13 protein-coding genes are annotated in these 14,765 nt (G+C 73.6%); 9 read left to right on the top strand and 4 right to left on the bottom strand.

Translation table 11 applies throughout. The annotated features are described in order from the left end of the window. The first annotated feature begins 144 nt into the window (after window positions 1-144). Both ACGFX4_RS23855 and ACGFX4_RS23850 read left to right on the top strand, forming a co-directional pair. Window positions 145-2,940 carry a TIM-barrel domain-containing protein gene (locus tag ACGFX4_RS23855; protein WP_393077861.1) on the top strand — a complete coding sequence of 932 codons (2,796 nt, stop codon included), beginning with the start codon at window positions 145-147 and terminating at the stop codon, window positions 2,938-2,940. Between the two features lie 105 nt (window positions 2,941-3,045). Beyond that, window positions 3,046-4,002 (top strand): hypothetical protein, encoded by a 957-nt coding sequence (locus ACGFX4_RS23850; protein WP_393077859.1) that lies wholly within the window; start codon window positions 3,046-3,048, stop codon window positions 4,000-4,002. Between the two features lie 205 nt (window positions 4,003-4,207). Here the strand turns inward: ACGFX4_RS23850 and ACGFX4_RS23845 are convergent, their stop codons facing one another. Continuing rightward, complete coding sequence (locus ACGFX4_RS23845) at window positions 4,208-4,867, bottom strand: TetR/AcrR family transcriptional regulator (RefSeq protein ID WP_393077856.1); 660 nt, start codon at window positions 4,865-4,867, stop codon at window positions 4,208-4,210. An 86-nt stretch (window positions 4,868-4,953) separates the two neighbouring features. On the opposite strand from ACGFX4_RS23845, the gene ACGFX4_RS23840 reads away from it, so the two are divergent. The 3 genes from ACGFX4_RS23840 to ACGFX4_RS23830 are packed head-to-tail and all read left to right on the top strand — an operon-like array spanning window position 4,954 to window position 9,163. Continuing rightward, the gene (locus ACGFX4_RS23840) at window positions 4,954-6,384 is read left to right on the top strand and encodes a purine-cytosine permease family protein (protein ID WP_393077854.1); all 1,431 of its coding nucleotides are present in this window, start codon (window positions 4,954-4,956) and stop codon (window positions 6,382-6,384) included. A gap of 41 nt (window positions 6,385-6,425) precedes the next feature. Then, window positions 6,426-8,051 carry an amidohydrolase gene (locus ACGFX4_RS23835; RefSeq protein WP_393077851.1) on the top strand — a complete coding sequence of 542 codons (1,626 nt, stop codon included), beginning with the start codon at window positions 6,426-6,428 and terminating at the stop codon, window positions 8,049-8,051. A gap of 8 nt (window positions 8,052-8,059) precedes the next feature. After that, window positions 8,060-9,163: a C45 family autoproteolytic acyltransferase/hydolase gene (locus tag ACGFX4_RS23830; protein ID WP_393077849.1), complete on the top strand. Its 1,104-nt coding sequence runs from the start codon at window positions 8,060-8,062 to the stop codon at window positions 9,161-9,163. Between the two features lie 124 nt (window positions 9,164-9,287). On the opposite strand, the gene ACGFX4_RS23825 is transcribed toward ACGFX4_RS23830, so the two are convergent. Beyond that, complete coding sequence (locus ACGFX4_RS23825; RefSeq protein ID WP_393078048.1) at window positions 9,288-9,968, bottom strand: TetR/AcrR family transcriptional regulator; 681 nt, start codon at window positions 9,966-9,968, stop codon at window positions 9,288-9,290. A 165-nt stretch (window positions 9,969-10,133) separates the two neighbouring features. Between ACGFX4_RS23825 and ACGFX4_RS23820 the strand changes: the two genes are divergently transcribed. Next, a complete protein-coding gene (locus ACGFX4_RS23820) occupies window positions 10,134-11,654 on the top strand; it encodes an MFS transporter (protein WP_393077846.1) in 1,521 nt (506 codons plus the stop codon). Here ACGFX4_RS23820 and ACGFX4_RS23815 read toward each other — a convergent pair. Beyond that, entirely contained in the window at window positions 11,651-12,007 is a 357-nt protein-coding gene (locus tag ACGFX4_RS23815; RefSeq protein ID WP_393077844.1) for an avidin/streptavidin family protein, read from the bottom strand. The genes ACGFX4_RS23820 and ACGFX4_RS23815 overlap by 4 nt on opposite strands. Before the next feature lie 111 nt (window positions 12,008-12,118). Here ACGFX4_RS23815 and ACGFX4_RS23810 point away from each other — a divergent pair, with 111 nt between their 5' ends. The 3 genes from ACGFX4_RS23810 (at window position 12,119) to ACGFX4_RS23800 (ending at window position 14,156) form a co-directional block, all read left to right on the top strand. Beyond that, complete coding sequence (locus tag ACGFX4_RS23810; protein ID WP_393077842.1) at window positions 12,119-12,958, top strand: pentapeptide repeat-containing protein; 840 nt, start codon at window positions 12,119-12,121, stop codon at window positions 12,956-12,958. Between the two features lie 136 nt (window positions 12,959-13,094). Further along, window positions 13,095-13,304: a hypothetical protein gene (locus ACGFX4_RS23805; protein ID WP_393077840.1), complete on the top strand. Its 210-nt coding sequence runs from the start codon at window positions 13,095-13,097 to the stop codon at window positions 13,302-13,304. A gap of 66 nt (window positions 13,305-13,370) precedes the next feature. Further along, entirely contained in the window at window positions 13,371-14,156 is a 786-nt protein-coding gene (locus ACGFX4_RS23800; protein WP_393077837.1) for a DUF5825 family protein, read from the top strand. A 20-nt stretch (window positions 14,157-14,176) separates the two neighbouring features. Here ACGFX4_RS23800 and ACGFX4_RS23795 read toward each other — a convergent pair whose 3' ends face one another. Further along, entirely contained in the window at window positions 14,177-14,740 is a 564-nt protein-coding gene (locus tag ACGFX4_RS23795) for a rhodanese-like domain-containing protein (RefSeq protein ID WP_393077834.1), read from the bottom strand. Between the last annotated feature and the right edge of the window lie 25 nt (window positions 14,741-14,765).

The following is a 14,765-nucleotide window of genomic DNA, read 5'->3' as shown; positions in this document are numbered from 1 at the left end:
CACGAGCGCTGCTCAGTCTGCGCGAAAGTGCTTGAAACTGTGCTTGATCGAGCACTTGACGGCAGGATCGCGCGCTGGTGCGATGTGTACCGCTCAAGCTGACTGCCCATCGGAATCCGCAGCCCTCCGAGGAGGAACCCCCGCATGCGATCCGTCCTGCCGCGACCCGGCAGCCCCGGTTTCCGCCACACCGCCACGAGTCTGGCCGTCCTGATGGTGGCGGCCGTCTTCGCCGTCCTCGGCCCGGTCCCGACCGCCGGCGCCACCACGGCCGGCAACGTCACCGGCGTCACCCGCACCGGCGACACCTTCACGGTCGCCACCACCGGCAAGCCCACCGCCCGGATCACCATGGCCCGGGCCGACATCTTCCGGATCTGGCTCTCGCCGGACGGCACCTTCACCAACGACCCGGCCGGCTCCGACCTGGCGACCAGGACCTCGTTCGGCACCGTCGGCGCCACCCTGACCGACGCCGGCACGTACTGGCGGATCGGCACCTCCGCGATCAGCCTGCGGATCAACAAGGCGCCGCTGACCTTCGCGCTCTACCGGGCCGACGACACCACCCTGGTCTGGGCCGAGTCCCAGCCCACCAGTTGGACCAACCAGCAGACCACCCAGTACCTGGCGCGCGGCACGGACGAGCAGTTCTACGGCACCGGCCTGCACCTCGGCGAGTGGGCGCTGCGCGACAAGACCGTGCCGGTCGCCGTCTCCAACCAGTGGACCGAGGGCACCAACGCCAGCCCGGCGCCGTTCTACATGTCCACCAACGGCTACGGCGTGATGCGCAACACCTGGGCCGCCGGCTCGTACAACTTCGGTGCCCCCACGGCGCTGACGCACAACGAGAGCCGTTTCGATGCCTGGTACTTCGCCGGGAACTCGCTCAAGGATGTGCTGAACGGCTACACCGACGTCAGCGGCAAGCCGTTCCTCGCCCCGGTCTGGGGCCTGGAGTTGGGCAACGCGGACTGCTTCAACGCCTCCAACCCCAGCTACAGCGGCGACCACAACCGGCTGCGCCACCAGACCACGCCGGACGTGGTCGGCTACGCCACCGACGCCCGGGCGGCGGACATGCCCTCCGGCTGGTTCCTGCCCAACGACGGCTACGGCTGCGGGTACACCGACCTGCCGAGCGCGGTGAGCGGGCTGAAGGCGAAGGGCTTCAACACCGGCCTGTGGACCTCGACCGGCCTGTCGAGCATCAACTGGGAGGTGGGGACCGCCGGTTCGCGCGCGGTGAAGACCGACGTGGCGTGGATCGGCGGCGGCTACAAGACCGCCTTCACCGGCGTCCAGCAGGCCGTCGACGGCATCGAGAACAACTCGGACGCGCGCCGCTTCGTCTGGACCGTGGACGGCTGGGCCGGCACCCAGCGCAACGCCGTCGTCTGGACCGGTGACACCCACGGGACCTGGGACGCGATGCGCTGGCACGTCCCGTCGATCGCCGGCGCGGGCCTGTCGGGCCTCAACTACGCCTCCGGCGACATCGACGGCATCTACGACGGCAGCCCGAAGACCTACGTCCGCGACCTGCAGTGGAAGGCCTTCACCCCGGCGTTCATGACGATGTCCGGGTGGGGCGCCACCAACCCGCAGGCCGGCTACAACGACAAGCAGCCGTGGCGGTTCGCCGACCCGTACCTGTCGATCAACCGCAAGTACCTGCAGCTGAAGATGCGGCTGATGCCGTACATGTACACCATGAGCAGGGTCGCCACCGACACCGGCGTGCCCGCCACCCGGGCGATGGTGCTGGAGTACCCCAACGACCCGGTGGCGCGCGGTAACCTGACGAGCGGTCAGTTCATGTCCGGCGACTCCTTCCTCGTCGCGCCGGTGGTCAGCGACACGGCGGTGAAGGACGGCATCTACCTGCCGGCCGGTAACTGGACCGACTACTGGACCGGCCGGGTCTACACCGGTCCGGGCTGGCTGAACGGGTACGCCGCGCCGCTCGACACCCTGCCGCTGTTCGTCAAGGCCGGCGCGATCGTGCCGATGTGGCCGCAGATGAACTACACCGGCGAGAAGCCGGTCTCCACGCTCACGTACGACGTGTACGCGCGCGGCAACTCCTCGTTCAGCCTGTACGAGGACGACGGCCTCACCCGGGCCTACCAGACCGGCTCGTCCGCCCGGCAGCAGGTGGACGTCACCGCGCCGGCCGCCGGCAGCGGCGACGTGGTGGTGACGGTCGGTGCCAGCACCGGCAGCTACACCGGCAAGCCGGCCGCGCGCGGCTACGAGTTCAGTGTGCACAGCGCCGCCGCGCCGAGCGCGGTGCGGGTCGGCGGCAGCACGCTGCCCGCGCTGAGCGGCAAGGCGGCGTACGACGCGGCAAGCACCGGCTGGTACTTCGACGCGGCCGACCGCGGCGGCGTGGTGTGGGTGAAGGCCGGCAGCCAGTCCGGCGCGTTCACGGTCACCCTGAACGGGGTCACCGTGCCGGCCGGCACCGCGATCCCGCAGGCGAGCGGCCCGATCGCGCAGAGCGCCTGGAAGCTGGTCTCCGCCGACAGCCAGGAGACCGTGGGCGAGAACGGCGCCGCCACCAACGCCTTCGACGGCAACAGCGGCACCATCTGGCACACCAAGTGGTACAACGGCGCCGCCGCGCTGCCGCACGAGATCCAGATCGACCTCGGCGCGCGCTACGACGTCGACAGCACGACCTACCTGCCCCGGCAGGACGGCGGCGTGAACGGCCGGATCGGCCAGTACGAGGTGTACGTCTCCGACTCCACCACGAGCTGGGGGACGCCGGTCGCCACCGGCACCTTCGCGGACACCGCCGCGGCGAAGAAGGTCACGTTCACCGCGAAGAGCGGGCGCTACCTGCGGCTGCGGGCGCTGACCGAGGCCGGCAACCGCGGGCCGTGGACCAGCGTCGCGGAGATCACCGCGACGGGCAAGCTCTCCCCGTAGGGCCACCGCGGGGACGGGGCGGGGTCCGGCTGCTCGGTGACACGGGCGGCCGGACCCCGGCGCCGTCGTGTGGGCGCGAACGCCCGCGGTGGCTAGGTTGGGGACATGGCAGCAGGCGAGGTGGCGGAGCGGGAGGGGCGCTGGCGGAACGCCGGCCTGGCCCTGCGGGCCGCGGCGCACGACCCCAAGCACCTCCCCGAGTACCTCGCGCTGCTCGCCGTCCGGGCGGAGGGGCCGCTGGCCAAGGCCGAGGTCAAGGACCGGGACGTCGCCGAGGTGATGAAGCGGGGCATCCGGGTCACCGTCGCCGAGGGCTCGCTGATCGGCGGGCCGTTCATCGTGCTGGTGCCGGTGGCGTTCTGCGCCTCGCTGCTGGCGCAGCTGCGGATGGTGCTGGAGCTGGCCGCGCTCTCCGGCGCCGACCCCGAGGACGAGGCGCGGGCGGCGGAGCTGCTGGTGCTGCAGGGCGTCTACCCCGACGAGGACGCGGCCAGGGCCGGCCTGGTCGGCATCACCCTGCCGAAGGAGGAGCCGGAGGACGCGGAGGGGGAGCAGCCGAAGGTGTCGATGGGGCTGATCCGGCGGATGGCCTACCTGCTGGGGCTGCTCGGCGCGGACGACCCCGGCAAGGGCCGGGTACGGCGGGCCTTCGGGTGGGTGGGCATCGGCATCCTGCTGCTGATCGGGTTCGTGCTGCCGATGGTGTGGATCCCCGCGATGGGGTACTTCACCCTGCAGGCCACCCAGTCGATGGGGCACCGGGCACAGGCGTACTACGGACACCCCGAGACCCGCGGGCAGGGGCAGGGGAAGGCGTACTGGCGGCCCGGCGCGGTGGCGCTGGTGGTGCGGACGCTGATTGCGGCGATCCTGCCGGCGATCGCCTTCCTGGCGGTGATCACGGCGGGGATCGACCTGGTCGGCAGCCGGTGGGGCACGGCGCTGGTGATCGCGGCGGCCGTCGGCATCGCGTGGGAGCTGCGGAGGGTCTTCCATCGCTGGTCGAAGACGCCGAAGAGGTCGAAGAAGGAGCCGAAGCCGGAGGCGGAGTCGACGAGGTAGCCGCGAGGGCGTGGCCGACCGGCCGCGGCGGCGGACCGTCCCGGCGACCCGGGCGGGGGCGTGGGGCGGGGTGCAGCCCGGAAGGTCGGGTCGTCCTTGAGGGCCTCCGGCCGCTCGCCGGGGCCGGCAGCGCGGGCACGAGGCTCCGGGTGGTCGATGGCGATCCGCCGAGGGGCCTCGGCGCGGGTCGGTGCGGTCGTTCCGGTCACCGCGTGGGGCTACCGCCGGGGTCGGACGCCAGGGCGCGCAGGCTGCCGGGGGCGAGGCCGAGGACCCGTTCGGCGGTGGTCAGGGCGAGGTCGCCGAGGGCCGGGTGCTCGAAGGGCTGGTCGTCGTTGGCGTAGGCGCCGAGGCCGTCGACCGCGACCAGGACGTGCAGGGCGGCCGCGAGCGGGTCGTCGGTGGTGAAGGCGCCGGTCCGGGCGCCGTCGGCGATCAGGGCGGTGAGGGCGTCCCGGGTGACGGTCTCCTGGGTGCGGACGGCGGCCCGCAGCCCCGGCTTGAACCGGCTCAGGTGCCGGGCGTTCAGCCACAGCCGGCTGAGGTCCTGGTAGGGGCCGTCGGTGAGCCGGGTGAGGAAGCGGGCCAGCAGCACGGCCGGGGGCAGCTCGGCCTCGGCGGGCGGCAGCAGCGCGTCGCGTTCCCCGGTCGCGGCGTGCACGAACGCGGCGACCACCAGGTCGTCCGCGGCCGGGAAGTAGTGGCCGATCAGCCCGGGGCGGACGCCCAGCTCGTCGGCGACCCGGCGGAGCGTGATGCGTTCCAGCCCCTCGGCCAGCGCGATCCGCGCCGAGGTCTGCACGATCTCGGCGGTGCGCTCGCCGGGCTGCTTGCGGGTCCGGGTCGGCCGGGGGCTTGACGTCATGCGGAACACGATATTGGATGTGCAACCAATAACGGATTGGGCGCTTGCCCAATAGTGCGCCGGACGTCGGCGCCGAGAGGTCTCCCATGACGACAACAAACCCCTCCGCCGTGGGCCACCCCGAAGGTTCCGGCACGGAGCACGCCGGGCACGTCGAGACCCGGGGCATCGACCTGGTCCCCGAGGAGGAACGCGGCGGCCGCCCCCGGCAGCTGTTCGCGGTGTGGGCGGCGCCGAACGTCAGCTACCTGAGCTTCGTGGTCGGCGGCTCGCTGATCCTGATGGGCCTGACCCTGGCGCAGGCCCTCGCCGTGATCCTGGTGGGCAACCTGCTGTGGATCTGCACCGGCGTCCTCGCGGTCAGCGGCCCGGCCGCGGGCACCAGCGGATCGGTGATCTCCCGGGCGATGTACGGCGTGCTCGGCAACAAGGCCGTCCTGGTGCTCACCGGCTGGCTGATCGCCGCGGCCTACCTCGCCCTCAACTGGTCCGCCGCCTCGGTCGCCGGCATCGGCCTCGCCGACCGCCTCGGGGCGCCCCACGGCACCGCCGTCTCCGCCGCGGTGATCTGCGCCGTCGCGGCCGGCACCCTGCTGATCGCGATCTTCGGGTACGGCCTCATCGTCCGCCTGTACTCGGCGCTGAGCGTGCTGCTCACCGTCGTCTTCACCGTGGTCACCGGCTACGTCCTGCACCATGCGGACTTCTCGTACGCCCCCGCCGAGCCGCTGCACGGCGGCGCGCTGGCCGCGGCCCTCGGCGCGGGCTTCGCGATCATCGCCTCCACGCCGCTCTCCTACAGCAACAGCCCCGACCTGGCCCGCTACCTGCCCCGCGACAGCAGCCCGGTCGCCGTCGCCGGCTGGACCGCGTTCGGCGCTTACCTGCCGAGCACCGTCTTCACCGCCGTCGGCGCGCTCGCCGCCACCCGGCTGGACATGAGCGACCCCGAGAGCGCGCTGGAGAGCATCCTGCCCGGCTGGTTCGTCCCGGTCTTCGTGATCGCCGTGGTCGTCAACACCATGACCAACAACGGCATGACCGCCTACAGCGCCGGCCTCGCCATCCAGTCGGTCGGCGTCCGCCTCGCCCGCATCCCCGCCGTCCTGATCATCGGCGTCCTCGGCACCGCGATGACGCTCTGGGCGATCCTCGTCTTCGACTTCCTGACCAGCGTCAACACCATGCTGCAGTTGGTCGTGGTGGTCACCGGCCCCGCCATGGCGGTCGCCGTCACCGACCTGCTGATGCGCCGCAACCGCTACCGCGGCGAGGACCTGCTCGCCGAGCAGCGCGGCGGCCCGTACTGGTACCACCGCGGCGTCCACCTGCCCGGCGTGCTGGCACTGCTCCTCGGCGGGGTCACCGCCCTGATGTGGGCGAACACCAGCTTCTGGACCGGCCCGGCGGCCGACGCCCTCGGCGGGGTCGACCTCGCCATCCCGGCCGGCATGGCCGTCGCCGCCGCCGTCTACGGGGCCACCGCCCGCGCCCTGCGCACCATTCCGCGCGCCTAGCCCTTCACCACTGCACACCGCACCACCGCGAAGGAACACCTGTGCACGCCGACACCCTCGTGCTCGCCCGCAGCGTCCGGAACCCCGACGGGACACCGACCGGTCCGGCGGCGGCCGCCAACGCCGTCGCGATCACCGGCGGCCGGATCACCGCCGTCGGGGACGCCGCCGACCTCGCCGCCCTGCGCGGCCCCGACACCGCCGTCCACACCTTCCCCGGCGCGACGGTCCTGCCGGGCCTCGTCGACGTCCACACCCACCCCGTGTGGGGCTCCATCTCCACCGGCAGCGGCGTCGACCTCGCCGCCGCCACCACCCTCGACCGGGTGCTCGACACCCTCGCCGCGGCGGTCGAGCGGGCCGGGGCCGACGAGTGGACCACCGGGTACGACCTCGACGTGAACGCCTTCGACGGCGAGCCGACCGGCGCGGCACTCGGCCGGCGCTTCCCCGGACGCCCGATCGCGCTGATGACCAAGGACGCCCACGCCCTGGTGGTCAGCCCGCGGGCGGTCGAGCTCGCCGGACTGACCGGCCGGGAGACCTTCACCGACGCCTCCAGCGTCGAAGTCGGCCCGGACGGCCGGCCCACCGGGTACGTGGTCGAACTCCAGGCGATGGACCTGGTGTTCGCCCACTACCCCGAGATCCCCGTGGAGACCGCGGCCGGCTACGTCCGCGAGCAGCTCCACCGGATGGCCCGCAGCGGCCTCACCGGCGTGCACGCCCTCGACTTCGCCGACCCGTCCGAGGACGTCTACCGGCACATCGAGCGGCACGGCGAACTCCCGCTGCGGGTCCGCTGCTCCCCGCTGGTACCGGCCGACTCGCCGCCCGAGGAGTGGCGGCGGATCGCCGGCCAGCAGGGCCTGGGCGGGCGGCGCTGGCACGTCGAGGGCGTGAAGTTCATGCTCGACGGGACGGCCGACAACGGCACCGCCTGGTTCGACCACCCCGACATCCACGGCGAGAACCGCGAACCGCTCTGGCGGGACCTCGACGCCTACCGGGCCGCGATGCGCTACTTCACCGGACTCGGCATCCCCACCGCCACCCACGCGATCGGCGACCGGGCCGTCCGGCACGCCCTCGACGTGATCGCCGAGGTCGGCCCCGTCGAGCGGGCGCCGCACCGCATCGAGCACCTGGAGTCCGTCCCCGACGACCTGCTGCCCCGGTTCGCGCAGCTCGGCGTCGTCGCCAGCCTGCAGCCCGCGCACGGCACCCGGCAGACCCGCGCCGACGGCACCGACAACTGGTCGCGGCGGATCGGCCCCGAGCGCGTCGCCCACGGCTGGCGCACCCGCGACCTGCTCGACCACCACGCCGTCGTCGCCCTCGGCTCCGACTGGCCGATCGGCCCCGGCGACCCGCGGACCGGCCTCGCCGACTGCCAGCTGCGCCGCCCCGTCGAGGAACCCCGCACCGCGCCCGTCCAGCCGGGCCAGGCGATCACCGCGGACGAGGCGTACACGGGCATGACCGCGGCCGCCGCCCACGCCGCCGGCACGGCCCACGAACTCGGGCGCGTCGCCGTCGGCCACCTCGCCGACCTGACCGTCTTCCAGGCCGACCCGCTCGGCCTCGCCCCCGAAGCACAGCCCGCCAACGCCGTCCTCGCCACCGTCGTCGGCGGCGCGGTGCAGCTCCACCCGACCAGCAAGTGAGGACCGCCGTGACCGCCGTGACCCTGATCCCCCGCCCCGAGCAGCGACGCCACCTCGTCGTGGACGACGCCGACCCGTACCGCCGCGGACGCGCGCGCGGCGAGCAGCTGCGCACCGCGCTGCCCGCCGCCATCGAGGTCTACGACCGGCTCTTCGCCCTCGGCGGCCTCACCGCCGGCCAGGTCCGGGACGACGCCGAGCGGGCCCTGGACGCGGTCGGCGCCCACCGGGCCGGGGCCCGCGCCGAGATCGAGGGCATCGCCGACGGCGCCGGCGTCGAACACTGGCGGGTCGCCGCGCTCAACGCGCGGACCGAGATCCTCGCCCGCAGCGCCGCCGTCCCGCCCGGCGAGTGCACCACGGTCGTACGCCGCGGCGCCGGACCGGCGGCCGGTCCGCTCGGCGTCCAGACCTGGGACTGGCACGTCGAACTCGCCGCGATGTGGCACACCGTCACCGTCCGCGGCGGCCGGCACGGCTTCGTCGGCCTCACCGAGGACGGCATCCTCGGCAAGATCGGCATCAACAGCGCCGGACTCGCCCTGCACTTCAACATCCTCGGCCACGAACGCGACGGCATCGGCGGGGTGCCGGTGCACGTGCTCGCCGCGATCGTCCTGGAGGAGGCGGGCAGCGTCGCCGAGGCCGTCGAACTCGTGCGGGGCGCGCCGCTCGGCTCGTCCGGGTCGTTCGCGCTCTTCGACGAGCGGGACGCGGCGCTGCTCGACCTCAGCCCGGTCGGGGTGTTCCCGGTCCGGCCCGAGGACGGGACGGGGACGCTGCTGCGCACCAACCACTTCCTCACCCCGCGACCGGCGCAGGGCGAGAAGATCTGGCTCTACCAGCCGGACTCCGGCGAGCGCCGCGACTTCGTCCGAGCCCGCCTCGCCCGCACGGCGGCCCCCGCCGGCCTCGACGACCTGGCCGCCCTCCTCGTCACCGGGCCCGGCGAACCGCCGGTCACCTGCCTGCCCGACCCGGCCCAGTCGCTCGGCCGCCGCTGGGCCAGCCTCGCCACCGTCGGCCTCGACCCGGCCACCCGCACCGCCCACATCCTCGACGGCACCCCCGCCGACCTGGGCACCCGGGAGTGGCGCGTGCTCAAGGCGTAGGCGGCCCCTTGCGGATCGCGCCGGGCGGGCGGTGCCGGAGCAGGTACGCCCCTGGCCTCCGGCCGGGAGGTGCCCCACCGTCCGGGGAGCCGCCCGCTGATCCCCGTGAGCGGCCGGAGACGGCCTAGGTCCGGGAGCCGGGGTTCGCGCCGGGCGGGGTCTCGGTGAGGTGGCGGAGGCCGGTCAGGGTGAGGTCGAGGGCGGCGAGGAACTGCTGCTTGTCGTCGTGGCCGTCGAAGGCGTCGACGATGTCGTGGAGGAAGGGGTACTCCGTGGCGTCGAGCGAGCGCCAGGTGTCGGCGAAGCGGCCGAGGAACTCGTCACGCTCGACCATGCCGTCGAGCACGGCCTCGGGAGGCTCCCCCTGGCCGAGGCCGACGGCGCTGCTGACGAGGACGCCGGCGATGGCCGTCACGGCGTGGAAGCGCTGCAGCGGGGTGAGCGGGAGCCGGAGGAGCTGCTGCCCGAGCACCTCGTAGATCCGCAGGGAGTTGCCCGGGGTGTCGATGTTGTGCATGAAGCGCGAGCCGAGCCAGGGGCGGTCCACGACCGCGTCGAAGAGGGTGACGGCCATGGTGCGCAGGTTGTCGATCGGGTCGCCGTCGCCGGTCCGCCGCTCGATCTCGGTCAGCACCCCGCCGAGCACGTGGTCGACGGCGCGGTCGAGCAGGTCGTCCCGGCCGGAGACGTACCAGTAGATGCTGCCGACGCCGGTGCCGAGCCGGCTCGCGAGGGCCCGGAGGGTGAGGGCCGGTTCGCCCGACTCGTCCAGCAGGGCCACGGCGGCGGTGAGGACGGTCTCCATGGAGTGCGAGGCACGCCGGCGTTCCCGGGACGGACGGTCGGCGGGTCGCGATCGCGGACGTGTCATGGCCTACATCCAATCACATTTGCAGAATTATCGAACCTGGTTCTAGTGTAGAACGCAGTTCGATAATCCGCTGTGCTCCCGTCCCGAGAGGAGGCCGCCATGACCGGCACCGTCACCGCTACTGCCGCCGCACCTGCGGCACCGCGCACCTACCCGTCGCTCCGCGCGGCATGGATCCCGCTGGCCGCGCTCTGCCTGGCCTTCTTCGTGGAGATGGTCGACAACACGCTGCTGTCGATCGCGCTCCCCACCATCGGCCGGGACCTCGGCAGCGGCACCACCGCGCTGCAGTGGGTCACTGGCGCGTACTCGCTGACCTTCGGCGGCCTGCTGCTGACCGCCGGATCGATCGCCGACCGGTTCGGCCGCCGGCGCGTGCTGCTGATCGGCCTCGCCGTGTTCGGCCTGCTGAGCCTGTGCGTCGTCGCGGTCACCGGCGCCGGGCAGCTGATCGCCCTGCGGGCCGGTCTCGGCATCGCCGCCGCGGCGATGGCGCCCATCACCAACTCGCTGGTCTTCCGCCTCTTCGACGACCAGGCGCTGCGGATGCGGGCGATGACCGTGATGATCGTCGTCGGCATGTCCGGCTTCGTCCTCGGCCCGCTGCTGGGCGGCACCGCCCTGGCCCACGTGAGCTGGCAGTGGCTGCTGCTGGTCAACGCCCCGGTCGCGCTGATCGCGGCGATCGGCGTGCGCCTCGGCGTGTCGGCCGACCGGCCCGAGGACCTCACCCGCGACCGGCTCGACCTGCCGGGCGCCGTGCTGAGCGTCGCCGCCATCGGCCTCGCCTGCTACTCGCTCACCAGCGGGATCGACCACGGCTGGCTCTCCGTCCCCACGGTCTCCTCGGTGCTCGGCGCCGTCGCCGCGGGCATCGCGTTCGTGTGGCACGAGCGGCGCACCCCCTCGCCCATGCTGGACCTGAGGTTCTTCTCCGACGGCACGGTCCGCGGCGCCGCGATCGCACAGATCGGCACGGCCATCGCGATGGCCGCCGTGATGTTCGGCCTGATCCTGCACTTCCAGTACGCCTACGGCTGGAGCCCGGTCCGGGCGGGCCTGGCGAACCTCCCGATCATCGTCACCATGCTCGCCGCGACGCCGCTCTCCGAGGGGCTCGCGAAGCGCTTCGGCCACCGGGTCGCCTGCCTGGTCGGCGCGGCCTGCCTGTCCGGCGCGCTGGCCGGCCTCGCCTGGGGCGTCTCGCACGGGTACCTCGCGATCGCGCTCTGCATGGTCGTGATGACCATCGGGCTGCGCACCGTGATGACGATCTGCGCGATCGCCCTGGTGGAGGCGATGCCGAGCAACCGCACCTCGATCGGCACCGCCCTCAACGACACCGCGCAGGAGGTCGGCAGCAGCGTCGGCACGGCCGTGGTCGGCACCCTGATCGCCGCCCTGGTCACCACCCAGTTGCCCGCCGGTACCTGGGACGGCGGCCTGGTGACCTCGTTCTTCCACGGGGAGCGGATCACCTACGCCGTGCTCGCGGTGATCGTCGGACTGGTCACGGCCGGCGGCGCGCTCACCCTGACCGACTCCCGCAGCACCGAGGAGCACCCGGACGCCGCGGAGGAGCACGCGGAACACTCGGAGCCGGCGGGGCACTCGGCCTAGCGGCGGGTGAAGGTGTCCTGGCCGACCATGGTGGACTCCCAGCTGTCGGGGGCGTCCGCGGAGCGGGTGAGCAGCCAGCCGGCGCTGATCCGCTCCTGCTCGTCGGCCCGGTACTCGCCGCTCCAGGAGGTGACGGAGCCCGCGTCGGCGTCGTCGTTGCGCCAGGCGACGGTCCAGCCGATCGCGGTGCCCCGGCCGGCCTCGCGCAGCGGGTCGAACCGGCCGACCAGCGGGTACGTGCCGCTGGCCCGGCCCAGGGCCGAGGTGTAGGTCCCGGTGACGGCTCCGGACGGGTCGGTCTCCAGGTGCATGTGCGAGCCCTGCTCGCTGTACCAGTCGCCGGCGATGCCCACGGGGGTCCTCCTGGGTTCGGTGTGGGGTCGGTGTCGTTCCGGGAACCACTGTGCCGGTTCGGGGCGCCCGCGTGGGGGCGGCGCGCGGTCGGGGACAATGGACCGTCGACCATGAAGGGGAGTGCGCGTACCGTGTCCGAGAACCGCGAGGCCAGGCGGCTCGATCTGTTGTCCGACTGCGGAAACTGCTTCGGGCTGTGCTGCGTGGCGCTGCCGTTCGCACGCTCGGCGGACTTCGCGGTGAACAAGGACGCCGGCAAGCCCTGCGGCAACCTCGGCCAGGACTTCCGCTGCGGCATCCACCCGCAGCTGCGGCAGAAGGGCTTCACCGGCTGCACGGTCTTCGACTGCTTCGGCGCCGGCCAGAAGGTCTCCCAGGTGACCTTCGGCGGCACCTCGTGGCGGGAGGCGCCGCAGAGCGCCCCGCAGATGTTCGAGGTGTTCCCGGTGGTCCGGCAGCTGCACGAGCTGCTCTGGTACCTGGACGAGGCGCTCGGGCTGGACGCCGCGCGCAAGCTCCACGGCGAGCTGCGTCGCGCCCAGGACGAGGTGGACGGGCTGGCCGGCGGCACCGCCGAGGAGCTCGCCCGGGTGGACGTCGGCGCCGTCCGGATGCGGGTCAGCGAGCTGCTGCTGAAGGCCGGCGAGCTGGCCCGGGCCGCCGTGCCCGGCAAGAAGCGCAACCACCGCGGCGCCGACCTGATCGGCGCCCGGCTGCGCGGGGCCGACCTGCGCGGGGCGAACCTGCGCGGCGCGTACCTGATCGCGGCCGACCTCACCGGCGCCGACCTGCGGCTGGCCGACGTGGTCGGCGCGGACTTCCGCGACGCCGACCTGCGCGGTGCCGACCTGACCGGCGCGCTCTTCCTCACCCAGGCGCAGCTCAACGCCGCGCGCGGCGACGCCGCCACCCGCCTCCCGGACCACCTGGCGCGTCCCGCGCACTGGTAGCCCACGGGGGGGTGAAGGGGGCGCGCGGGGACCTTTCGCGCGCCACCCGGCGCACGGGGGCGCTAATTCGCGGCGATCAAGTCCGGTGGGGCGTATGGTCATGAACTTCCCGATCGGGACAGGAGGTTCACCTGCGATGGGACTGTTCAAGGACACACCGCCCAGCGAGCACCCCGACTACACCCAGCTGCGGTTCATGGCGGCCGGCTCGCCGTCCTGGTGGAAGCAGAACCGGCACAAGGTGCTGGCCGTCGGCGGGCTGCTGGTCGGCTTCTGGCTGGCCGGCCACCATGACGCGGCGCCGGACACCGGCGTCCCGGCCGCGACCTGCAACACCGTTCGCTAGCAAGCAAGTTGCGCAGGAACGCGCTGCGCGGTGCGCTGCGCGTTCTTCTCTGCCCCGGGCGCGGCGGTGGCGGGCACGATCGGATCACTCAATCAGCCCGCCACCGAGCGCTGGGGGATCACCGATGCGATCGAGCCCGGCCGGGTCGAGGCGCTGGTGGAGCGGTGGCGCGAGTACGGGCTGCTGTTCGAGGAGGCCGGCAGCTACCTGCAGGTCGCGGTCGAGGCCTGGCGCGACCACGACCCGGTGGTACGGGCGTTGCCCGGCATGGCCCTGGGGGTGGTCGAACTCGCGGGCCCGGTCGGGGAGTCGGTCGGCGCACTGCGCGCCGCCGGAGCCCGGTACGTCCGGCTGCCGGAACCCGTCCGGCTCTGCGCGGACGCCGACCCGCTCTCGGCCCGCGCCCTGCTGCTGCTCCGCGAACTCACCGCGCAGGGCCTGGCCGTCGACTGGACGGCGACCTGCTCGGACGGCTGCGCCGCCGACCGCACCCTGGCCCACCTGCTGCCGCCGCTGCGGATCGAGGGCCGGCCGCTGGAGACCGCCCGGACCTGGCAGGAGACCTGGACGGCCGCGTCCTGCGTGTTCCGGCGCGGACCCGGCTTCGTCGAGGTCCGCGACCGGCGGTTCGGCCCGCTCGACCTCTACACCATCGGCGAGCCCGGCCACCTCGCGGCGATCGGCGCCCTGCTGGAGGGGGCGCCGGTCGGCTCCGTACCCGACGCGCTGTACGCCGAACTCGCGGAGGCGCGGCTGGTCGCCCGGCACGGCGCGACGCTGTGGTGGCTGCCGCTGCCGCTGCCGCTGCCGCTGCCGGTCCGGCGCTGGCCGTTCGGCTCCGAGGAGCTCTGAGCCGGCGCCGGACCGGGACGTCACGCGGCGGTGCGGAGGGAAGCCAGGGTCTCCTCCAGCGCCGCCTCGGCATTGCCGCGCGGACGGTTGAACGGCAGCCGGGAGAGCGCCGCGCCCATCGCACACGTGTTGCTGACCGCGGAGAACACCAGACCCGCACCGACCGCCGCGCCCAGCCAGCGCAGACCCGGCACGGCCAGGTCGCCGAGGACCGCGAGCACCACCAGCGCACCGGCCGCGAAGCGCACCTGCCGGTCCATCGCCCACACGGCGCGGGCACCCGGCGTACGGGTCAGGGCCTTGCCCGCCGACGCCCAGGCGGAGGTGCCACCGTCCACCGAGCGGGCCTCGATGCCGGCCGACGCGAGCTGCGCGCAGGCGGTGGCGGAGCGGGCGCCCGAGGCGCAGACCACGGCGATCGGCCGTCGCTCGGCGGCCTCGCGCAGCGTCGGGAGCGCACGCTCCAGGCGGTCCAGCGGGATGTTCAGGGCGCCGGGGATGTGACCGGCCGCGTACTCGGCCGGGGTGCGGACGTCGATCACGGTGACGTCGACCAGCTGGGTGACGGTCAGGAGGGAGGTCATGGGGGGCCTTTCGGAGAGCGACCGG

It is taken from the genome of Kitasatospora sp. NPDC048365, assembly GCF_043200835.1.
Taxonomy (GTDB): domain Bacteria; phylum Actinomycetota; class Actinomycetes; order Streptomycetales; family Streptomycetaceae; genus Kitasatospora; species Kitasatospora terrestris.
This window is presented reverse-complemented; position numbering and strand designations above follow the sequence as displayed.